Genomic DNA, 20,875 nt, shown 5'->3' with positions numbered 1-20,875 from the left:
ATGATAAAAAAGGCCAAATCAGGCCTTTTTATTTCCACCATCAATATATAATCGCTGTTTTCTATGCCCCTCCCCGCTCTACGAGCGGGAAGGTTAATTCAACTTTTAAATTGAATATCAAATATACTCAACGTTCAGAACTTCATATTCTACTTTGCCGCCCGGAGTATCAATCACAGCAACATCATCCACTTCTTTGCCAATTAAGCCACGGGCAATAGGCGAGTTAACCGACAGCAGGTTTTCTTTGATATTCGCTTCATCGTCCCCCACAATGCGGTAAGTCTGTTCTTCATCAGAATCAACGTTTAACACCGTTACCGTTGCGCCAAAAATGACACGGCCATTGTTGGTCATCTTAGTGATATCGATCACTTGTGCATTAGAAAGTTTAGCTTCAATTTCTTGAATACGGCCTTCACAGAATCCCTGTTGCTCACGAGCGGCGTGATATTCAGCATTTTCTTTCAAGTCACCGTGCTCACGCGCCTCAGCGATTGCAGTAATAATTTGAGGGCGACGTACATTTTTCAGATATTCTAATTCTTCGCGCAATTTATCTGCGCCACGTACCGTCATCGGAATTTGTTTCATTTATCAAACCTCTAAATCAATCCTAAGCCCAGACAACATCTTCCTGATTTTTGCAATAGCATCACTTCTCTTGCAATAACAATATCTTGCAATAGATTACAACACAATGAGCACACCCTATCAGGCGGGCTTCCAGACAATAAAAAGAGTATAAACTACAGAATACTCTGATAGTTCACATACATATTTAAACTGCTAATCTATCATTTTAACGTAGAGTTGATGATGGATCATCGTTTACTTTTTCCTGAATTGCATCTTAGTATTATTGATACAAATATTATCGGAATACATCCACATTCATATGCGAGATCTATGGCTCTTTTAAAGATTACCAGCAGAATAGCTTGTATGCTCAGTTTGAGCCTGAGTATTTTCAGTGCTAATGCCTCTTCAATTGAAGAAAATATTCAATATTTGCCAGCGGGAACTAATTTTTCATTTATCGCCCAGAAAGTCGGCGAAAAAACACCTCTCATTGATTATCATGGACAGCAATTGGCATTACCTGCCAGCACTCAGAAAATTGTGACAGCACTAGCTGCCTTATTGCAGCTTGGCAAAGATTTCCGCTTTGTCACTACATTAGAGAGTGACGCTCATGTTGAAGATGGCAGATTAAAAGGCAATCTTATCGCCCGTTTCGTTGGTGATCCATCGCTAACACGCACACAACTGCGCAATATGGTAGAAAAGTTAAAACAATCTGGTGTACAGCAGATTGAGGGTGATCTCATCATAGATATTTCCATTTTTTCCAGCCACGATAAAGCACCCGGTTGGGTATGGAATGATATGACGCAATGTTTTAGTGCTCCGCCTGCTGCTGCTATTGTGGATAAAAACTGTTTTTCAGTCTTACTCTACAGCGCTGAACAAGCTGATGCATTAGCCACTGTTCATGTTCCTTCGTATTATCCTGTCAATGTATTCAGTGAAGTAAAAACACTTACGAAAGGTTCTCCAGAAGCAAAGTACTGTGAACTTGATGTGACAGCAGGAGAATTGAACCGATATACGCTGACTGGCTGCCTGACACAACGTAGTGAACCCTTGCCACTGGCATTTGCTATCCAGAATGGAGCAAGCTATGTGGGGGCTATTCTGAAAAATGAACTACATATTGCTGGAATTGAATTAAAAGGCCATCTACGACGCCAATCGCTTCCTGAACAACCGGAAAAGATCCTCGCATTGAATCAATCAATACCTTTACATGATCTGCTCAGAATCATGCTGAAAAAGTCAGATAATATGATAGCTGATACCGTTTTTCGCACCCTCGGACATTATTACTTTAACGTTCCCGGCACCTGGCGCTCCGGCTCTGATGCTGTTCGTCAGATCTTAAAACAAAAAGCAGATATTGATCTTGGTAATACTGTCTTAGTTGATGGTTCCGGACTCTCACGTCATGACCTTATCACTCCTTCAACCATGATGGAGATTCTACAATTCATTGCCCAACACAATAACGAACTGGATTTTATCTCCATGCTGCCGCAAGCAGGTTATGATGGCACACTAGCCTATCGTCCCGGTCTGCATGAAGCTGGCGTTAATGGCAAAGTTTTTGCGAAAACAGGATCATTGCAAGGTGTATATAATCTTGCGGGCTTTATGAAAGCTTCCAGCGGACAACAGATCGCTTTTGTTCAATTTATTTCGTCTTACTCCGTCTCTCCTGAAGATCAGCGCCAGCGCCGTATTCCTCTGACTCGCTTTGAAAGCCATTTATATAAATCGCTATACAAAAACAATTGACGAAAATGCCTTAAGAAGGAATAAGAAAAAAGGGCGCTTCAAATACGCCCTTTTCCATCATTTAGATATCTGGTGTGAGAACTTAACGTTTGTAAATAAATTCAACGCCTTCATCATCTTCTTCATCCCAGTCGTCATCCCAATCATCAGTATCAGATGATTGCTGCAACTGTTCCTTATGATAGTCATCCCACATGAACTCAACTTTCTTCGGTTGAGATCCTTCCTCGGCACCTACTTGGCGAGGCTGAGCCTTGATGAATTCCATGATATCCCAGCAGAGATCTTTCACTCCCTGACGATTCACGGCTGAAATCATGTAATAATCGCCTTCCCAACCCAGTTCATCAGCAATCGTCTTCGCTTTCAATTTAGCTTCTTCCGGATCGGTCAGATCAACCTTATTGAATACCAACCAGCGTGGTTTTTCAGCCAGTTTTTCACTGTATTTATGCAGTTCATTGATGATAATACGAGCATTCTCTACTGGATCAGATTCATCAATTGGGCAGAGGTCAATTAAATGCAACAATACACGGCAACGTTCCAAGTGTTTCAGGAAACGAATACCCAAACCAGCACCTTCTGATGCACCTTCAATCAAACCTGGGATATCTGCTACAACGAAACTTTGCTCGTTATCCATACGTACAACACCAAGGCTTGGTACTAACGTCGTAAATGGATAATCAGCAACTTTAGGTTTTGCTGCTGAAACAGCGCGGATGAAGGTAGATTTACCCGCATTTGGCATTCCCAACATCCCTACGTCTGCCAGCAACATCAGCTCCAACAGTAGCTCACGACTTTCTCCCGGCGTTCCCATGGTTCTCTGGCGAGGAGCGCGGTTAACAGAGGATTTAAAACGGGTGTTACCCAACCCATGAAAGCCACCTTTCGCAACCATCAAGCGCTGCTCGTGACGTACCATATCGCCCAGAATTTCCCCTGTCGCGATATCACGGATACGCGTCCCTACTGGTACTTTAATAGTAATATCCTGACCACGCTTGCCGGTACAATCGCGGCTTTGCCCATTTTGCCCACGTTCAGCACGAAAGGACTTCTCAAAACGGTAGTCGATTAGCGTATTGAGGTTTTCATCTGCCAGTAGATAAACATCACCACCATCACCGCCGTCACCGCCGTCCGGCCCACCTTTTGGAATATATTTTTCACGACGGAAGCTGACACAGCCATTGCCACCATCTCCCGCTACAACCAGTATCCTGGCTTCATCTACAAATTTCATCACTTTTCTCCGTAGGATAGCCACTATAAAGCTGGATGGCAGATCGTACCCAGAGATGGCATAATCCAAAATATAAAAAGCCCCGCAACACACATTGCAGGGCTTCCGATTCGATCGAAGTTCAAAAAACTTATTCAGCTACGATGCTGATAAATTTACGGTTTTTTGGACCTTTAACTTCGAATTTAACTTTTCCGTCAGCTAATGCAAACAGGGTGTGGTCACGGCCACAACCTACATTGTTGCCTGCGTGGAATTTAGTACCACGTTGACGAACGATGATGCTACCTGCCAAAACAGATTCACCACCAAAACGTTTTACACCCAGACGTTTACTTTCAGAATCGCGACCGTTACGAGTCGAGCCGCCAGCCTTTTTGTGTGCCATTAATCTGCTCTCCTAATATCTTAAGCGATGCCAGTGATTTTAACATCAGTGAACCACTGACGGTGGCCCTGCTGCTTACGGCTGTGTTTACGACGACGAAACTTAACGATTTTAACTTTCTCGCCACGACCGTGCGCAACAACTTCAGCTTTAACTTTAACGCCTTCAACTACTGGAGCGCCGATTTTGATGTCTTCACCATTAGCGACCATCAGAACCTGGTCAAACTCAACAGTTTCACCTGTTGCGATGTCCAGCTTTTCCAAGCGAATAGTTTGACCTTCGCTTACTCGGTGTTGTTTACCACCACTTTGGAAAACCGCGTACATATTAACTCCGCTTTCCGCGCACTCCCTAAAATTCTTTCCAGAGCGCGCTATAAAATATTCACAATAGGGCGCGAATTCTACGCAAAAACCACTTGGAAGACAAGAGCAGAATTAGAACAGAAGAGAAAAAAGCCGAGTTTTTCGATTGTCATTTATTTGAACGGTTTTTCAAGTACAATCAACATATCGCGATATCTATTGATACACTAATTAACGAGCACAGCTCTGAATCAGAGTCCAAAGCCAAAACATGAACTTAGAAACTATAATTAAACTTACAGCTGATGATATGGCAGCGGTTAATGAAACAATTCTTAACCAATTAAATTCTGATGTAGCGCTAATCAACCAGCTTGGCTATTACATTATCAGCGGCGGTGGTAAACGTATTCGCCCAATGATCGCAGTGTTGGCTGGTAAGGCACTGCATTATGAGGGAAAGAAACATATCAAAATTGCTGCCCTGATCGAATTTATCCATACAGCAACCCTACTCCATGATGACGTCGTAGATGAGTCCGATATGCGCCGCGGTAAAGCAACTGCCAATGCTATGTACGGCAATGCAGCCAGCGTTCTGGTTGGCGATTTTATCTATACTCGCTCGTTTCAAATGATGACAGACCTCAATTCTATGCGAGTGCTGAAATTGATGTCTGACGCCACGAATGTTATCGCTGAAGGTGAAGTGATGCAGTTGATGAACTGTAACGATCCGAACATTTCAGAAGATGACTACATGTGCGTAATTTACAGTAAGACTGCCCGCCTGTTTGAAGTAGCCGCGCATTCTGCTGCTATTTTGTCTGGTGCAACTCAGGAGCAAGAAGAAGCACTACGTGATTATGGTCGTTATCTTGGTACTGCATTTCAATTGATTGATGACCTGTTAGACTACGATTCCGATGATAATACACTTGGGAAAAACACCGGAGATGATTTAAACGAAGGTAAACCAACCCTCCCACTTTTACATGCAATGAATCACGGAACACCTGAACAGTCAGCACTGATCCGCGAAGCTATTGAGAAAGGCAATGGCCGCCATTTGCTGGATACTGTGCTTACAACGATGAAACAGTGTGGTTCACTTGATTACACCCGCCAACGGGCGGAGGAAGAAGCGGATAAAGCAATCTCAGCGTTACAAGTACTTGATGAGTCTCCATACAAAGCGGCCCTTGTGGGATTAGCCCACATCGCTGTACAGCGACTTTCCTGAGTCAGACCCAGTATTAGTATACCCTGGGTATAAGTATCCCAGACTATTCAGTCTGGGATACTCCTTTGTTTTCAACCTCTTGAATTCCTATATACTGCACAATGCTGGCAAGTCCTTTACGTAAAATGAACTTAACCATTCGCTCCCTTTCTGGCTTGGTCAATTGATAGTAAGCTTCCACCCAAATCATAAACGGATCCTGTCGTTTGTTCCGATAATACTCAACCGAGCTCTCACTGACGGTCAGTACATTCAAAACATCTTCGGGCAAACTATTGATATGATATTCGAGAGCTTTTCCCTGCACTCCACGCTTACGGCGTTGTTCCCAACCTTCACGTCTTGCCATCAGGTTTACTCCCTGGGGGGACGATGGCAGACCAGCGAGGCCAATGAGTTCCTTTGCAGAATACCATTCTTTTTTCATCTCTCTCTCCTCGCTTTGTACCGGAGCAGTAAAGAGGAAGCCAAATTTTAAACATTTAGCTTTTCAAAAGCTGCCTCAGGTAGCTACGATTTTTTCCAAAAAACTTCTTATTCCATCTCGTAGTATCACTTCTGTAATTGCCTCCTTTTCTTCATCCGTGAGTAGATTAAACGCACTTACCCAAATGGATAGCGGGTCTTGTTTCTGAACCTGATATTCAGGTGATATTTCATTAAGTTCCAGAGCTGCCAATGTTGATTCAGGAAAACACGAATAGTGATATTCAATTGCCCTTCCCTGAACACCTGTTCGTTTTTGTCTCAACCACTCTTCACGTTTGGCTCTGGCATTCACTCCTTGTGGTGATCTAGGTAACTCACCTACACCGGTCAACTCCATTGCCGTATACCACTCTTTTTTCATGATGTTTCTCTATTTTTGTAACCAAGTTCAAAAAAGAAGTTATTAAGAAAAAAATTAGAAATATTTTTAGAAAAAATAATGTTATTTTATTTTCTTAATAACAGATCCATGTTCGTTATTAATTTCACTCTAACGCTTTAGTTATACCACTAATGTGGCTCTAAATTTAATAGGAAAGGATTAAAAAAATGATTTCTATGAAATCGGATTGGCATCCTGCTGATATTATTGCTGCTTTACGTAAACGTGGAACAACTCTGGCCGCTGTTTCTCGTGAATCAGGACTAAGCTCATCAACTTTGGCGAATACTCTTTCTCGCTCGTGGCCCAAGGGAGAATGGATAATAGCAAACTACTTAGGTATTCATCCGTCTGAAATATGGCCAAGCCGTTATTTCAATCCTCATACTGGAGAGTTATTAGAAAGGAAAGTAAGAGAGAAAAAAGAATAATTAGCTACCAATATAATTATTGAAAGAAAAACCGCTAGCTTTTTTAAACTAGCGGTTTTTGTTATCTAATAGATTTAAATTAATTCGTATATTAATGAATTAAAAATTAATTAAATTAATCATTAATAAATCTTTCGCCTAATTCAATATCTTTTTTCAGAACAGAAAGCATATTATCCAATGCTTTCTGTTCAAACTCACTCAATTGACCAATATCTAAACGTTCTTCAATACCATTTTTGCCCAAACGAACAGGTTGTGCGAAGAAACGAGCGTATTTGCCATCACCTTCTACGTAGCTGCATTCGATAACATTGCTTTCACCCTGCAAACCACGGATTAAAGAAAGGCCCAGACGTGCTGCTGCTTGACCCATAGATAAAGTTGCAGATCCACCACCTGCTTTTGCTTCAACAACCTCAGTACCTGCGTTCTGAATACGTTTCGTCAACGCTTCTACTTCTTCATCAGTGAAACTGACATCCGGGATCTGAGACAATAATGGCAGAATAGTTACGCCAGAGTGACCGCCGATAACAGGAACGTCCAGCTCTTCTGGTTTCTTATCTTTCAGTTCTGCCACAAACGTATTAGAACGGATAATATCCAGAGTAGTGACGCCAAACAGACGATTTTTGTCGTAAACACCCTCTTTTTTCAGAACTTCGGCAGCGATTGCCACAGTGGTGTTCACAGGGTTAGTAATAATTCCGATTAATGCTTTTGGGCATGCTTTAGCAATCTGTTGAACCAGATTACGGATAATCCCTGCATTAATATTGAACAGATCTGAACGATCCATACCAGGTTTACGGGCTACACCTGCAGAAATCAATACAACATCCGCTCCTACCAATGCAAGAGTTGCATCTTCACCAGCAAAACCAGTGACCTTCACAGCTGTTGGGATATGGCTCAGATCGGCAGCCACACCTGGGGTCACCGAAGCAATGTCATACAAGGAAAGTTCTGAACCTGAAGGAAGCTGTGTCTTGAGTAGAAGGGCAAGTGCCTGACCAATACCACCGGCTGCACCGAGAACTGCAACTTTCATCCTGATACTCCTTTAAATAAGTGCTGTAAAAAACTTAAACCTGTCTGGTTAAGAGACGCAATATTTCCCATACAAAGTATAAGTATGGAATACGCTCTTAGCCTTACTCATCACTACGTATTAAAAACAATCTGTTAACAGACAGATTATCTACCTAATAACCCAATGATGGAACACTAAAGTTTTTTATTTTAGACAAAATGCTTATCTGTTAATGAGATAATGGGCACTTTTTTAGGAATTATTCCTGTTATCTTATTAATTGCTCTGTTGATTAACTTGTTCTTCTCCTTTCCCTTGAATAATATAATTTTATTAACAATAAATTTACTACGCTCAATAATGTAATTATTCTCTCTATTGGGTTTATTTTCTCATTCTTGTATAAAAATTCACTTTTTTGCATAATATTGGCTTCATAGTGGATTCAACGATGGTGAAATATGCGAATTCCTTCCAAACAGGAAGATTTAATCAAGGCTTTCAAAGCATTATTAAAGGAAGAAAAATTCAGTTCTCAAGGCGAAATAGTTGCAGCACTCCAAGAAGAAGGTTTTGAAAACATTAATCAATCTAAAGTATCCAGAATGCTGACAAAATTTGGTGCTGTCAGAACCCGTAACGCAAAAATGGAAATGGTCTACTGTCTGCCAGCAGAATTAGGTGTTCCTACCGCCACCAGCCCATTGAAAAATCTGGTATTAGATATTGATTATAATCATTCCGTAGTTGTTATTCGTACCAGTCCTGGCGCAGCACAGTTGATCGCGCGTTTATTGGATTCATTAGGAAAAGCAGAAGGGATCCTTGGCAGTATTGCAGGAGATGACACTGTCTTTTCTACACCGACACAAGCCCTTACAACCAAACAGCTCTATGAGGCTATCCTCAACTTGTTTGAGCAAGAACTGTAAATCAATCGTCCATCAAGACCATGTAAAAACACGGTATCACTGTATATCATTTTACCAGAGAAAATTTTGCCAGAGGTTCTGTGCAAGAGGATCGCTTGATCATTGCGATCCTCTTAATTTAACGCTTGTGATCAATTAAGCGGCATGTGCTTTCTTATTCAATGCTGCCAATAATTTCTCATGAATACCACCAAAACCGCCATTACTCATGATCAGTATGTGGTCACCCGACTGTGCTGCCTCAACAATCATACGTACCAACGTGTCAATATCTGCACTCCAGCGAGCAGGTTGAACACATTGTTCCGCAATTTCAGCAACCTGCCACTGGATATTACCAGGCTGAAACAGAAAAACTTCATCCGCTCGGCCCAGGGAAGGTGCAATATCATTTTTGCTCATACCCAATTTCATGGTATTTGAACGTGGTTCCAGTACTGCAAAAATGCGCGCCATACTGCCAGCTTTGCTTCGCAGAGCTTCCAGTGTCGCCAAAATTGCCGTTGGATGATGGGCAAAATCATCATAAACCGAGATATCATTCACTTTGCCAAGTAATTCCAGTCGGCGACGAGCATTGATAAAGTCACCTAATACCTGACAGGCATGCTCAGGCTGAATTCCTACATGGTGAGCTGCCGCAATAGCCATTAAGCCATTATGCATGTTGTGTTCCCCCACCAATGACCAGTTAACTTCGCCAACTAATTCACTATGATGGTATACTTGATAGGTACTGCTGTCCTGAGTGGTTTTTTGGACGTGCCAAGCCCCGGTGTCCCCAAGGTATTCCAACTCACTCCAGCAGCCCATTCCAAGCACTTGTTTCAGATTGATGTCATTATCGGGCACAAGGATCTTACCCTTGCCCGGTACGATTCTGACAAGATGGTGAAATTGCTTTTGGATAGCAGCCAGATTTTCGAAAATATCAGCATGATCGAATTCAAGATTATTTATGATGAGCGTACGAGGGCTATAATGAACAAATTTCGAACGTTTATCAAAGAAAGCACTATCGTATTCATCCGCTTCAATCACAAAAAACGGGCTTTCACCAACCTGTGCTGAAACATCAAAATTGCCCGGCACACCACCGATAAGAAACCCCGGTTTATAACCACAGGCCTCCAGGATCCACGCCAGCATACCCGCAGTTGTTGTTTTACCATGTGTTCCTGCAACAGCCAAAACCCAACGCTCTGGTAAAACATAATCATGTAACCACTGTGGACCAGATGTATAAGGAATACCGCGATCCAGCACCGCCTCAACACAAGAATTACCACGTGTCATAGCATTACCGATGATCACCATATCTGGCACAGGATCGAGTTGTGAAGGATCGTATCCTTGGATCAGTTCAATACCCTGATTTTTCAACAGAGTACTCATAGGAGGATACACATTGGCGTCAGAACCGGTAACTTCGTGACCTAATGAACGAGCGAGTATCGCCAGCCCTCCCATGAAAGTACCGCAGATGCCAAGAATATGAATACGCATTTATTTCTATCCGATATCATGAAGTGTATCACTATTCTAACCATCAAATCACAGATTAGAAATGCAATAGCCTATCAATCATTTTATTCTTTAGCTAAACTGCCCGCACTTTAGTGCTACCAGAATATGTAGCACGATTTTAAAACCATAACCAAATCAGGGCCTTCGTCATGAAAACATTAGGCGAATTCATCGTCGAGAAACAGCACGACTTTCCTCATGCTACGGGTGAACTGACCGCACTACTTTCTGCCATTAAATTGGGCGCCAAAATTATTCATCGGGACATTAATAAAGCTGGCCTGGTAGATATTTTAGGCACCAGCGGTGTTTCTAATGTTCAGGGTGAAGTTCAGATGAAACTGGACTTGTATGCCAATGAAAAACTCAAAGCAGCATTGAAAGCACGCGGTGAAGTAGCTGGTATTGCTTCCGAAGAAGAAGACGAGATCGTCATCTTTGATGGTGACCGGGCAGAAAATGCGAAGTATGTTGTTTTGATGGACCCACTGGATGGTTCTTCAAATATTGATGTAAACGTTTCCGTTGGAACTATTTTCTCCATTTACCATCGAATTACGCCAGTTGGGCAACCCGTTACCGAAGAAGACTTCTTGCAACCAGGTCATCGTCAGGTTGCAGCGGGTTATGTGGTTTACGGTTCGTCCACCATGTTGGTTTACACCACTGGCTGTGGTGTTCATACTTTCACTTATGATCCTTCCCTTGGTGTATTCTGTCTGACCCATGAGAAAGTCCAATTCCCGGAAAAAGGGAACATGTACTCGATTAACGAAGGGAACTACATCAAATTCCCTCTGGGAGTGAAAAAGTACATTAAGTATTGCCAAGAACAAGACGAAGCCACTCAACGCCCTTATACTACCCGTTATATTGGCTCACTGGTTGCCGACTTCCACCGCAATCTGTTGAAAGGTGGTATCTATATCTACCCAAGCACAGCAAGTCACCCGACTGGCAAACTCCGTCTGCTGTATGAGTGCAACCCAATTGCTTTCCTGGCTGAACAAGCCGGCGGCAAAGCCAGTGATGGCATTAACCGGATTTTAGATATCGTACCAAGCAAGCTGCATCAACGAGTGCCTTTCTTCGTCGGAACCAAATCTATGGTAGAAAAAGCCGAAGGCTTTATGGCTGAGTTTCCAGATGAGCCGGATGAGTAATATAAGTTAATTGGTTATAAGAGGAGGCGAAAATTCGCCTCTTTTTACTATTATTCTTACTATTATTCCTTTTCTTTGTACAAGAATCCTCTACCACCATTAACCCATAGGAATACAGGCATAATACAGAAAAATGGAATTACTTTAAGTCTGTTTTGGCTATAATATCCCACACTCCATTTTGGTTTGAAATTGAAGGAAACCTTTTATGAGCCTGAACAATGTACCGGCGGGTAAAGAACTGCCAGAAGACATCTACGTTATTATTGAGATCCCTGCAAATGCCGACCCAATCAAATATGAAGTGGACAAAGAATCCGGCGCTCTGTTTGTAGACCGTTTCATGGCGACCTCCATGTTTTATCCATGCAACTACGGTTATATCAACAATACCCTGTCTCTTGATGGCGACCCTGTTGACGTACTGGTTCCAACTCCATATCCATTGCAGCCAGGCTCCGTTATTCGCTGCCGTCCAGTTGGTGTTCTTAAAATGACCGATGAATCCGGTGAAGATGCTAAACTGGTTGCTGTTCCTCATTCTAAACTGACTAAAGAATACGACCACATCAAAGACGTAAACGATCTGCCAGAGCTGCTGCGTGCTCAAATTACACATTTCTTTGAACACTATAAAGATTTGGAAAAAGGCAAGTGGGTAAAAGTTGATGGTTGGGAGAATGCCGAAGCTGCTAAAGCGGAAATCCAATCTTCTTTCGAACGCGCTGCGAAAAAATAATTCTGACAGATAACAGCAAGTTTTGATTATAAAAAACCTCTGTATTTTTATTTATTGGCACAGAGGTTTTTTTATTTGGTTATATTGGTTAATTGGTTAACCTGTTAAAAATGATATAAAAACAGTAACATCGCTGATTTTTATCTCTCCTCGTGCCGCTTCAGCCAGTCACCGCTTTCTATTCGAGGCACTCCCTCAACTGATAACATGTATAAATAGATCCATGCGCTGCCATAAGGGGTTTTGACCAATTCCCTTTGATATTCCTGAGTATTCTTTTTTAAATCATCCAGTTCAGTCAAAATGGATGACGTAATGCGATAAACCTCACATTCAATTATTCCTTCGCCACGGATCACCGCTGGATAATGCCCCAGATCATAAATTTCATAACCTTCCAACCTATGCTCCCCCAAAAGTTGAGCATAGGTCATCCAGTGGTGATTACCTTGTTTGCGCCTCAGGCTGCCATAAACAATAACTCGCATCTTTAAAACTCAAACTCATAGAGCAGATCTAAAGCCTGATCAATACCAGATACCGCTTCCAGATACAATCTCGGCATCACACGGTAACGTAACGTCAGAGTTGCCAGAGAGTCAAAAATACCAACACCATATTTGACCTGTAAGTCGTTGGTAATCTTGCCACTCACAACAACCTGCGATTTGTTACCAATTCCTTGTGTATCCAGAGCCAGATCAGAAACACCAAAGGTTTCACCAATTTTGCCCACTAATCTACCACTCTGTGCGACACCCAAACCAATCAACACAGAAGTCATCTGGGAGTTATCAGAACCACCCTTATCTAAGCCTTCACCACGCAACAGGTAAGATAACGCCTCCTCTTGCGATTTGACTGGTTCAGAGAAAATTTCAATCTTAGGTTTATCTGCCAACCCCCTCACTTTCACACCAGCAATAACATCATTCGCTGTCGATTCGGGGTTGCGGATCGCTTCAATATTCAACATAGGTTGATCCGGTGGACCAGAGAACAGAATAATTCCCTTACGTACCTGTAAATCCTGCCCATAAGCGCGAAAGCGACCATCTGGAATATCAATTTGACCATTCAGCCCCAATCCCTGCTGATCCTGAATGACTTTCAGGTCTCCTTTCAATTGGGCGTTCAAACCAAATGCACTCAAGCGGACATCATCACCTACGTGAATATTTAAATTACTTTGAATCAAAATGGAAGATTTTTTCTTTTCTATCGGCTGTAGATTTTTATCCAACATCACTTCATCAGGAGAAACATCCACCGCAGATTCCGGTAATTCCTGTACCGTAATGCGTGCCCACGGAATATCTACATTGCCATTGAGCTTCAATAATTGAGGCGTCGCTTCAAAAACCAGATCAGGACTCACATCAATTTTTACCATTGGTGGTACTGTCACACGCAGTTTTTCACCATACGCAGTCACCCTGGCATACCATGCATCCAGATTGCGCCAGTCTGCATTACCATGAAGATTGAGTTGCCCTTGCGGAGTTTTGATCACACCATCCAGATCGGAACGGGCACCATCAAAATGAACCGCTAACTGACTTTGCTTGATATCAAACGGCAACCAGTGGCTACTGACCTGAAAAACATCGGCTTTTAACATACCAAATAACAACGGATCCTTCGCATTACCACCAAAGCGTAAGTTCGCATTTAAATTCCCTTCAGCTTTTTCACCTTTATCTAGAATCGGTTTCATCAACTTCAGAGAAAGGGACTGGATATCTACATTACCCGCTAATTTACGTTGGCCTTCTAAATCATCGACTTGAACATGGCCATTCAGTTGCCCATTATCTGCCAGTTTAAATAACCACGATAAATCTGCCTTACCATTTGTCAAACCAGCACTCAAAGTCAATGCTTCAAAATCAACAGGTAACGTAGTGCCTTCCACAACCTGCCGAATCTGGACACCGTTTCCTTGCAGTATCATGTTCGCTTGTGGTAATTGATGCCCTGCTGTCCATTTGACATTAGCACTCCCACTAAATACGCCTTTAAGTTGGGTTGTTTTATCCAGGAATGGCTGGATCATAGCAAGATCAAAACGCTCAAACACAATATCAGCCTGCCCACTGGGGCCAGCTTCAATCGGTTTCGGAATACAAAGTTGAGCATTCGGGTTCAACCAACAATGAGTACCAATGATCACTTTTTGCTGTAAGTTCTGGTAATCAATGGCGATCGCCTTACTTAAGCGCCACTCACCAACCGGGGTCTCAAAATAGGTATTGTTGATATTGCCTTTCCAGCGTTCTTGTTGACGGTCAAAACTTCCATTGAGCACCAGCTTACCTGATACGGGATTCCCATCCACCTGCAATTGTAAGTCATGCTGTTTTTCTGTTCCTTTCGCATTGAGTATCAAGTTACTGATGATCAGATCCGACTGCTTCAATTGACGAATAACAACCGATAATTGCCCTTCAATCTGGTTGGTAGAACGCAAATTTCCTTTAATAGCCGCACTATCCACCCTCAGCATATTCTGCCAACCCACACGATGTGCATTTAAATCTGTCACAACTTGCGGTGCTTTCAGGTTGCCACGTAACTTCACATCGCCAACAACCACTCCGGACAATCCCGGCAGCAAGCCATTTAACTGTGGGGCATTGATATCGCCATCCAAATTCCATTTTTCATCGGTAAGATATCCTTTAATATCCAGCGTGTTACGACCCAAAATGAAGTTAAATTGGGGAATATCCCATTGTCCGGCCGCATTCCCGGAAACTTTGCCATGTGCTTTGACAGTATTCTGTTTTATATAACCATCAAGGGATATTTTAGGAAGTTGGAGCTGCCAACTGCCACCATATAAACTGCCACGTACTGCCACCTTGCCATCTATTTTGGCAGGCCATTCCGGCCACTGTTTAGCAGTATCAATGCCATTAAGCGTCAACAGCGCATTCCAGCTAATGGCTTTGCTCCAGTCAACGACACCAGTGAGATCCGCATGCCCCTGCAACGCAGATAGACGCAATCGAGTTAATCTGAGTCGTTCTTCATTTCCCTTTGCATCCAGCACCAATAAGGCCGGTGGAAGTTCTTCACCCTTAATATCAGAACGCAGGGAAAGATCATAACCACTGGCCTTACCATTCAGACGTAATTTGACATCATTTAACTGATATTCAGATTTACCTGCCAATGGCCACTGTAACCGTTTACCTGCCAATGTCAGGCGTACAGGCAGGCCCGCTTTAGCTAATTCGACTTGAGCATCCAAATTAGCATTCACTGGCCCTGAAAGATTCAATACCAGATTAAGCTGCTGTAATAAAGATCCGTTCAGTTTTGCCTCAACCTGTTGCCCGTTCAATTCATCCAGCTTGGTATTGCCCTTAACTGACAAATTGACTGGCCACAGTTCGGACAGTTTTGCTGTTCCCTGTATCGCGAGGGAGCCTTCCGGTGCACTTACGCTGAAGGTTTTGATATCTACCCGCCGCCCCTGATTACTGGCTTGTAGTTGCAGATCATTAAGAGTGATAGCGGTATCTCCCGTCAGACGAAGATGGCGGCCGTGAATATTTTCTACCGTAATATCAAGGGGAATAGGAACATTAGGCAATTCAGCCAATAGTGGCTTAGAAAACAGTGTCTTTAAAACCTCTCCCAATGATTCCTCTGGTTCAGTTTTCTGCTGAGTTTTTTGTGCAGTATGTCCAGGAGGGGTTTTCGGCAATGCAACCAATAACTTATTGACTTGTATGGGTTTTAGCTTCAGATGTTTTTCCTGCCACTGAGCACCCGCTTTGAACTCGTCCAAATCAATGACTGTATCATCTACTTTGACATAGGTATTCTTTAAAGAAAGCAGATCCAACGAAATAGGATAGGGTGTTTTCAGTTCAGTTAATGGCTCTGATTCTGACGGGCTTTCTGATGGCGGAAGTTCTGCCGTATTGACTAAAACAGATACCCCTTCCGTCGTCAGGGCATTGACACAAATATGGCTGTGTTTCAAACAAGAGAGGCGCAACGAAAGGTGTATCTTGTCAGCATTAACATCAACACCCGATATTTTATATTTTATACCTTGTAATGTTAAATCGCGCCAACCGCCACTGATACCTGCTATCTCCAGCCCTGGAACTAAGCGTGTCGTACTGTTAATCATAAAATGTAGGCCAGTTTGTGTACCCACTAATCCCACAATCGCTATCAACAACAGGCTAACAACCAATAGGAAAGCAATACTCAGCCTTTTTGCCCACCTCATAGTTCAGCCCCTAAACCGATATAAAATTGAATGCCATGATTATCTTTATCTCTCACGGGGGTTGCCAGGTCGAATTTAATCGGCCCAACGGGGGAAGCCCAACGTATGCCTAAGCCTGCACCTGTTTTAAAATTGCTCTTTTTGATATCATTCACTGCTTCGCCAGTATCCACAAACAATGCACTCCACCAATTACCATAGATATTGTATTGATATTCCAGCGAACCAATAACCAACTTTGACGCCCCTGTTAACTTACCATTACTGTCTTTAGGGGAAATCTTCTGGTACTTATAACCACGGATACTACGATCTCCCCCGGCAAAGAAACGCAAATCAGGCGGCACTTTCTCGAATTGATTGGTTTCTATCCAACCAAGATCTCCCCGTAAAACAAAACGGTGTTTATCACGAAACGTTCTGATCCAAACGTGGTGAGCCTGTAAGACCAGAAAATCTACATTTGATCGCCAAGTCGTATCGGAAACATCAATTGAATAACGCTGACTGTCTCCCCAATAAGGCATAGTACCGCCACGCTGACGAATTCGGCTGATATTCGCGCCCGGATAAAGCAACGTTGTTGTATTCGTTACATTAGCTTGAGTAAAGTGGCTGAGGCTCCAGCGCAAATTGACACTGTATCGCCACCCTGTGGAGAGATCCCAGTTACGAGAAAGGTTTAAAGTTGCGGTATCCGAGATGGTATCGTTGATATCTTTACGCTTATAACCTGTTTGCAACTCATAATATTGTTCAAGTGGATTAGCCTTAAGTGGCATTTTATAAGACGCATCAATCAATTGGTCACGTCTGGAAATATTTATGCTAGTGCTCAAACTGTGCCCACGGGAATTGAGCCACGGCTTTTTCCATTTTGCCTGAATACGAGGACCAACATCTGTTGCATATCCTCCTCCCAACTCAACATAATTGGCAGAACGGGGAACCAAAGAAGCATCCAGCGGCAATATCTTATCTTTACTATCACGCCCCGCCGTAAAATCAGGCACGACAACCGCTGAGTTGAACCATCCAGTATCTGCCAGACGGCGGTTAAATTCTGCCAGTTCTTCCGAAGAGTAATAATCTCCTTCTTTAAACGGCACAAGATTATTCAGGTAACTTTCTCGAATTTGTGAGCCTTGGAACTTAACAGGACCAAAGCGATAACGCTCTCCGCTATTAAAATCAAAATCCCAGAAGGATTCATGCCGTTCCTGGGATACTCCCAATTCACTTTTTTTTAACTCAGCATCAAAATATCCCTTCCTGAGCGCCAGATTATTTAACCCATTCTTAAAGTTTTCATACTCGCCATGATTTAGAATCGCCCCTTTCTTCGGCGTATTTTTTTTGATAAGTGCGGCATAATCCTGATCGGTTTTAGCTCCCCCCTCTAAATCAACCTTAACTTCAGCGACCCGCACTGGTTCACCTGGTGTGACTTTTGCTGTCAAAACAGGACGGAAAGGTGGAGTATTTTCCTGATAAGTGAATTCAATGGTGGGATTATAATACCCCAATGGCCTTAACCCTTTTCGTATGGCTTTTTCGACACGGGCCCGAAAACGTCCATCGGGAGAAACTTCATCAGTACTGATGTTTGAGAGCTGCACTCTGGCATTGTTATCCAGCTCGCCAGAAAGTCCTTCCACTTTCAATCGTAAATTTGCACTATAAGCCGATGGAGCTGCGATAGACACACAAAAAATAAATATGAAAGGGTATCGTGACACGCGAACTCCTAATATTTATTTAGGGGTAAGATTCAGCAGCATAAAAGAATACTGCCATGAATTAATTCTGGTAAAGTTTGAAAGATATACAAAACTCATAACCATAAAATAGATGACAAACGGGAGAGAATCTTGCCAAATTCAGTCAACGAAAGCCAACATGTTTCTGAACAGAATGCATTACCAGGCCGAGAAATACCATTAACTGTATCACCCTATCACTACGTTACACAGCATGCGATAAATAACATACCTGATAATATGGAAATCGCGTATGTAGGCATGGGATGCTTCTGGGGTGTCGAACGTCTTTTCTGGCAGCAGGAAGGCGTGTATACCACATCTGTTGGTTACAGTGGAGGCACTACTCCAAATCCGACTTATGAGGAAGTCTGTTCAGGGTTAACCGGACATACCGAAATCGTCAGAATTGTATTTGACCCGACCAAAATCACCTATGGGCAATTATTGAAGTTGTTCTGGGAAAACCACGATCCTGCACAAGGTATGCGTCAACAAGGTGATATCGGTACACAATATCGCTCAGCCCTTTACACGGTTTCTCCTGAACAACATGCCCAGGCACTTTCCAGTCGCGAGCAATACCAGCAAGCAATGGATGATAATGACGATAAACGCACAATTACCACAGAGATCTGTGAAGCCGGACCATTCTATTTTGCAGAAGATTATCATCAGCAATATCTGATGAAAAATCCTGAAGGATATTGTGGATTAGGTGGCACAGGCATCTGTTTTCCACCTCCGTCCAGAAACTAGCCGATTTAATAAACCCAAGTTATAATCATTGGACTAAATTCATCTGTCTTACGGTAATGTGCCGTAAGGCATTATTTGTGTAATTTTTCATATCTTCTTTCAGTGTTATTCAAATAAAAAACCTACCCTGCCACTGGAGATAAGACACGGATACTTTATGTTAAACAGTTTATTAGTCATACTTTTGCTTTGTGCGATTAGCGCATTTTTTTCGTTATCTGAAATCTCTCTCGCCGCGTCAAGAAGAATCAAATTAAAACTGATGGCTAATGAGGGAAATATCAATGCAGCTCATGTTCTCAAATTACAAGAAACACCGGGCATGTTTTTTACTGTCGTACAGATTGGCCTGAATGCAGTAGCCATCCTTGCCGGTGTTGTTGGAGAATCTGCCTTTTCTCCTGCCATTAAATCATTACTGCTCAAATTTATGCCTTATGAATGGGCAGAACAACTTGGCTTCATCTGTTCTTTCACTATTGTAACCAGCTTCTTTATTTTACTTGCTGACTTGACCCCTAAACGCCTTGGAATGATTAAACCCGAAGCTGTTGCAATCAGGATTGTAAATCCAATGCGTTTTTGTTTGGCAGTATGTCGTCCATTAGTCTGGTTATTCAATGGACTCGCCGACTGCATATTCAAAATCTTCAAAATCCCGATGGCACGCAATGAAGATATCACCTCTGATGATATCTATGCTGTGGTTGAAGCAGGGGCCGTCGCTGGAGTATTACGTAAACAAGAACATGAGTTGATCGAGAATGTTTTCGAGCTGGAGTCCCGTACTGTTCCTTCTGCCATGACGTCCCGTGAAAGCGTGGTTTATTTTGACAAAAATGAAGACGAAAGCAGTATCAAAGAAAAGATCTCTACCCATCCACACTCAAAGTTCCTCGTCTGCGATGGTGATATTGATCATGTCCTTGGTTATGTAGACTCCAAAGATTTACTGAACCGCGTTCTGAATGGGCAAAATCTCAGCTTAAAAAATGGTGTTCAAATCCGCAATGCTCTGATGATCCCTGATACCCTCTCGTTGTCTGACACCCTGGAAAGTTTCAAAACTGCCGGTGAGGATTTTGCCATCATTCTCAATGAATACGCACTGGTGATGGGTGTGATAACTTTGAATGATGTGATGACGACTTTAATGGGAGATCTGATTGGTCAGGGTCAGGAAGAACAGATTGTTGTCCGCGATGAAAATTCATGGTTAGTAGAAGGTGGCACACCTATTGAGGATGTGCTGCGAGTTCTGGATATTGATGATTTCCCGGATTCCAACAATTATGAAACGATTGCCGGGTTTATGATGTTCCGTTTGCGGAAAATCCCAAAACGCACAGATTATGTGAAATTTGGAGGTTACAAATTTGAAGTAGTAGATATTGATAACTACAAAATTGATCAATTACTGGTAACTAAAATTGTGGATACGCCATCTCCTTCTAGTTCAGGTCCTGTTGAGCAGGCGGTATCTGAGTAATAAACTCAAAGAAAAGCTGTCATTAGAAAAACTCTCTTTTACAAAAAAACGGCCGAAAGGAAAGGCCGTTTATTCTGCCGATTATGTTGCATCAATCATGATATATAATCATATAAAATTATTAAATTAGCTGTTACAGAAAACTATCCTATTTCAGCCTGTAAGAGCAACACTTGCTGGTTAACTTCACTCATTACATGGAAATGACGTTTATCTTTTATCCTTGGAGGTAAAATTTTCCCATAATTAAATTCAAAAGCACCCATGTCCTTAATATACAACCGCCCACGGAATAGGGTTTTTACGTAGAGAGCAATTTTTAGTGGATTATAGTGGCGAAAGATTTTCATCTCTTTTTATTCCTCCG

At 42.5% G+C, this 20,875-nt stretch carries 20 protein-coding genes; 8 read left to right on the top strand and 12 right to left on the bottom strand.

Going from position 1 to position 20,875, the window contains the following annotated elements; genetic code table 11:
* Nucleotides 1-117: 117 nt before the first annotated feature.
* Nucleotides 118-594, bottom strand: a complete 477-nt coding sequence (gene greA / locus ABLA85_RS02700; protein ID WP_038261474.1) for a transcription elongation factor GreA — start codon at nt 592-594, stop codon at nt 118-120.
* 315 nt (nt 595-909) lie between these two features.
* Between greA and dacB the strand changes: the two genes are divergently transcribed.
* Complete coding sequence (gene dacB, locus ABLA85_RS02695; RefSeq protein ID WP_367961113.1) at nt 910-2,358, top strand: serine-type D-Ala-D-Ala carboxypeptidase; 1,449 nt, start codon at nt 910-912, stop codon at nt 2,356-2,358.
* An 82-nt stretch (nt 2,359-2,440) separates the two neighbouring features.
* Here the strand turns inward: dacB and cgtA are convergent, their stop codons facing one another.
* From cgtA to rplU, 3 genes are all read right to left on the bottom strand, one after another.
* Nucleotides 2,441-3,610 carry an Obg family GTPase CgtA gene (gene cgtA / locus ABLA85_RS02690; RefSeq protein ID WP_367961111.1) on the bottom strand — a complete coding sequence of 390 codons (1,170 nt, stop codon included), beginning with the start codon at nt 3,608-3,610 and terminating at the stop codon, nt 2,441-2,443.
* 130 nt (nt 3,611-3,740) lie between these two features.
* Nucleotides 3,741-3,998 carry a 50S ribosomal protein L27 gene (rpmA, locus tag ABLA85_RS02685; protein WP_038261469.1) on the bottom strand — a complete coding sequence of 86 codons (258 nt, stop codon included), beginning with the start codon at nt 3,996-3,998 and terminating at the stop codon, nt 3,741-3,743.
* Between the two features lie 20 nt (nt 3,999-4,018).
* Nucleotides 4,019-4,327, bottom strand: a complete 309-nt coding sequence (gene rplU / locus ABLA85_RS02680; protein ID WP_045968299.1) for a 50S ribosomal protein L21 — start codon at nt 4,325-4,327, stop codon at nt 4,019-4,021.
* A gap of 250 nt (nt 4,328-4,577) precedes the next feature.
* Here rplU and ispB point away from each other — a divergent pair, with 250 nt between their 5' ends.
* Complete coding sequence (ispB, locus tag ABLA85_RS02675) at nt 4,578-5,549, top strand: octaprenyl diphosphate synthase (protein WP_367961109.1); 972 nt, start codon at nt 4,578-4,580, stop codon at nt 5,547-5,549.
* A 43-nt stretch (nt 5,550-5,592) separates the two neighbouring features.
* On the opposite strand, the gene ABLA85_RS02670 is transcribed toward ispB, so the two are convergent.
* Both ABLA85_RS02670 and ABLA85_RS02665 read right to left on the bottom strand, forming a co-directional pair.
* Nucleotides 5,593-5,976, bottom strand: a complete 384-nt coding sequence (locus ABLA85_RS02670; protein WP_047684388.1) for a DNA-binding protein — start codon at nt 5,974-5,976, stop codon at nt 5,593-5,595.
* A gap of 75 nt (nt 5,977-6,051) precedes the next feature.
* A complete protein-coding gene (locus ABLA85_RS02665) occupies nt 6,052-6,399 on the bottom strand; it encodes a DNA-binding protein (RefSeq protein WP_367961107.1) in 348 nt (115 codons plus the stop codon).
* A gap of 188 nt (nt 6,400-6,587) precedes the next feature.
* On the opposite strand from ABLA85_RS02665, the gene ABLA85_RS02660 reads away from it, so the two are divergent.
* Nucleotides 6,588-6,851: a helix-turn-helix transcriptional regulator gene (locus ABLA85_RS02660; RefSeq protein ID WP_047684383.1), complete on the top strand. Its 264-nt coding sequence runs from the start codon at nt 6,588-6,590 to the stop codon at nt 6,849-6,851.
* A 115-nt stretch (nt 6,852-6,966) separates the two neighbouring features.
* Here the strand turns inward: ABLA85_RS02660 and mdh are convergent, their stop codons facing one another.
* Nucleotides 6,967-7,905: a malate dehydrogenase gene (gene mdh, locus ABLA85_RS02655; protein WP_367961105.1), complete on the bottom strand. Its 939-nt coding sequence runs from the start codon at nt 7,903-7,905 to the stop codon at nt 6,967-6,969.
* Between the two features lie 443 nt (nt 7,906-8,348).
* Between mdh and argR the strand changes: the two genes are divergently transcribed.
* Nucleotides 8,349-8,819 (top strand): transcriptional regulator ArgR, encoded by a 471-nt coding sequence (gene argR, locus ABLA85_RS02650; RefSeq protein ID WP_367961103.1) that lies wholly within the window; start codon nt 8,349-8,351, stop codon nt 8,817-8,819.
* A gap of 135 nt (nt 8,820-8,954) precedes the next feature.
* Here the strand turns inward: argR and mpl are convergent, their stop codons facing one another.
* Nucleotides 8,955-10,325, bottom strand: a complete 1,371-nt coding sequence (gene mpl, locus ABLA85_RS02645; protein ID WP_367961101.1) for a UDP-N-acetylmuramate:L-alanyl-gamma-D-glutamyl-meso-diaminopimelate ligase — start codon at nt 10,323-10,325, stop codon at nt 8,955-8,957.
* Nucleotides 10,326-10,495: 170 nt separating this feature from the next.
* Here mpl and fbp point away from each other — a divergent pair, with 170 nt between their 5' ends.
* Together fbp and ppa are read left to right on the top strand one after the other, a co-directional pair.
* Nucleotides 10,496-11,509 carry a class 1 fructose-bisphosphatase gene (gene fbp, locus ABLA85_RS02640; protein WP_367961099.1) on the top strand — a complete coding sequence of 338 codons (1,014 nt, stop codon included), beginning with the start codon at nt 10,496-10,498 and terminating at the stop codon, nt 11,507-11,509.
* 208 nt (nt 11,510-11,717) lie between these two features.
* The gene (ppa, locus tag ABLA85_RS02635) at nt 11,718-12,248 is read left to right on the top strand and encodes an inorganic diphosphatase (RefSeq protein ID WP_047684367.1); all 531 of its coding nucleotides are present in this window, start codon (nt 11,718-11,720) and stop codon (nt 12,246-12,248) included.
* A 140-nt stretch (nt 12,249-12,388) separates the two neighbouring features.
* Here the strand turns inward: ppa and ABLA85_RS02630 are convergent, their stop codons facing one another.
* From ABLA85_RS02630 to ABLA85_RS02620, 3 genes are read right to left on the bottom strand one after another with little or no spacing between them, the layout of a single operon-like run.
* Nucleotides 12,389-12,736, bottom strand: a complete 348-nt coding sequence (locus ABLA85_RS02630; protein WP_367961097.1) for a gamma-glutamylcyclotransferase — start codon at nt 12,734-12,736, stop codon at nt 12,389-12,391.
* Between the two features lie 2 nt (nt 12,737-12,738).
* Nucleotides 12,739-16,500 carry a translocation/assembly module TamB domain-containing protein gene (locus ABLA85_RS02625; protein ID WP_367961093.1) on the bottom strand — a complete coding sequence of 1,254 codons (3,762 nt, stop codon included), beginning with the start codon at nt 16,498-16,500 and terminating at the stop codon, nt 12,739-12,741.
* The gene (locus ABLA85_RS02620; protein WP_367961091.1) at nt 16,497-18,239 is read right to left on the bottom strand and encodes an autotransporter assembly complex family protein; all 1,743 of its coding nucleotides are present in this window, start codon (nt 18,237-18,239) and stop codon (nt 16,497-16,499) included. The genes ABLA85_RS02625 and ABLA85_RS02620 overlap by 4 nt, the downstream gene beginning before the upstream one ends.
* Nucleotides 18,240-18,371: 132 nt before the next feature.
* Between ABLA85_RS02620 and msrA the strand changes: the two genes are divergently transcribed.
* Nucleotides 18,372-19,019: a peptide-methionine (S)-S-oxide reductase MsrA gene (msrA, locus tag ABLA85_RS02615; protein ID WP_367961089.1), complete on the top strand. Its 648-nt coding sequence runs from the start codon at nt 18,372-18,374 to the stop codon at nt 19,017-19,019.
* 157 nt (nt 19,020-19,176) lie between these two features.
* Nucleotides 19,177-20,508 (top strand): hemolysin family protein, encoded by a 1,332-nt coding sequence (locus ABLA85_RS02610; RefSeq protein WP_367961087.1) that lies wholly within the window; start codon nt 19,177-19,179, stop codon nt 20,506-20,508.
* A gap of 143 nt (nt 20,509-20,651) precedes the next feature.
* On the opposite strand, the gene ABLA85_RS02605 is transcribed toward ABLA85_RS02610, so the two are convergent.
* Entirely contained in the window at nt 20,652-20,858 is a 207-nt protein-coding gene (locus tag ABLA85_RS02605; protein ID WP_367961084.1) for a DUF1107 domain-containing protein, read from the bottom strand.
* Between the last annotated feature and the right edge of the window lie 17 nt (nt 20,859-20,875).

Origin of the sequence: Xenorhabdus sp. SGI246 (genome assembly GCF_040838225.1) — a bacterium.
Taxonomy (GTDB): Bacteria; Pseudomonadota; Gammaproteobacteria; order Enterobacterales; family Enterobacteriaceae; genus Xenorhabdus; species Xenorhabdus indica.
Note: the sequence above shows the minus strand (reverse complement) of the source record. Positions and strands in the feature narration are given on the sequence as shown.

Bases quoted from the DNA above. Each gene is read 5' to 3' on its own strand.
- fbp (WP_367961099.1), top strand. From the start codon at position 10,496: ATGAAAACATTAGGCGAATTCATCGTCGAGAAACAGCACGACTTTCCT.
- rplU (WP_045968299.1), bottom strand. From the start codon at position 4,327: ATGTACGCGGTTTTCCAAAGTGGTGGTAAACAACACCGAGTAAGCGAA.
- ABLA85_RS02665 (WP_367961107.1), bottom strand. From the start codon at position 6,399: ATGAAAAAAGAGTGGTATACGGCAATGGAGTTGACCGGTGTAGGTGAG.
- cgtA (WP_367961111.1), bottom strand. From the start codon at position 3,610: ATGAAATTTGTAGATGAAGCCAGGATACTGGTTGTAGCGGGAGATGGT.
- ABLA85_RS02610 (WP_367961087.1), top strand. From the start codon at position 19,177: ATGTTAAACAGTTTATTAGTCATACTTTTGCTTTGTGCGATTAGCGCA.
- mpl (WP_367961101.1), bottom strand. From the start codon at position 10,325: ATGCGTATTCATATTCTTGGCATCTGCGGTACTTTCATGGGAGGGCTG.
- ABLA85_RS02625 (WP_367961093.1), bottom strand. From the start codon at position 16,500: ATGAGGTGGGCAAAAAGGCTGAGTATTGCTTTCCTATTGGTTGTTAGC.
- mdh (WP_367961105.1), bottom strand. From the start codon at position 7,905: ATGAAAGTTGCAGTTCTCGGTGCAGCCGGTGGTATTGGTCAGGCACTT.
- ABLA85_RS02605 (WP_367961084.1), bottom strand. From the start codon at position 20,858: ATGAAAATCTTTCGCCACTATAATCCACTAAAAATTGCTCTCTACGTA.
- rpmA (WP_038261469.1), bottom strand. From the start codon at position 3,998: ATGGCACACAAAAAGGCTGGCGGCTCGACTCGTAACGGTCGCGATTCT.
- ABLA85_RS02670 (WP_047684388.1), bottom strand. From the start codon at position 5,976: ATGAAAAAAGAATGGTATTCTGCAAAGGAACTCATTGGCCTCGCTGGT.
- ispB (WP_367961109.1), top strand. From the start codon at position 4,578: ATGAACTTAGAAACTATAATTAAACTTACAGCTGATGATATGGCAGCG.
- dacB (WP_367961113.1), top strand. From the start codon at position 910: ATGGCTCTTTTAAAGATTACCAGCAGAATAGCTTGTATGCTCAGTTTG.
- argR (WP_367961103.1), top strand. From the start codon at position 8,349: ATGCGAATTCCTTCCAAACAGGAAGATTTAATCAAGGCTTTCAAAGCA.
- ABLA85_RS02660 (WP_047684383.1), top strand. From the start codon at position 6,588: ATGATTTCTATGAAATCGGATTGGCATCCTGCTGATATTATTGCTGCT.
- greA (WP_038261474.1), bottom strand. From the start codon at position 594: ATGAAACAAATTCCGATGACGGTACGTGGCGCAGATAAATTGCGCGAA.
- ppa (WP_047684367.1), top strand. From the start codon at position 11,718: ATGAGCCTGAACAATGTACCGGCGGGTAAAGAACTGCCAGAAGACATC.
- ABLA85_RS02630 (WP_367961097.1), bottom strand. From the start codon at position 12,736: ATGCGAGTTATTGTTTATGGCAGCCTGAGGCGCAAACAAGGTAATCAC.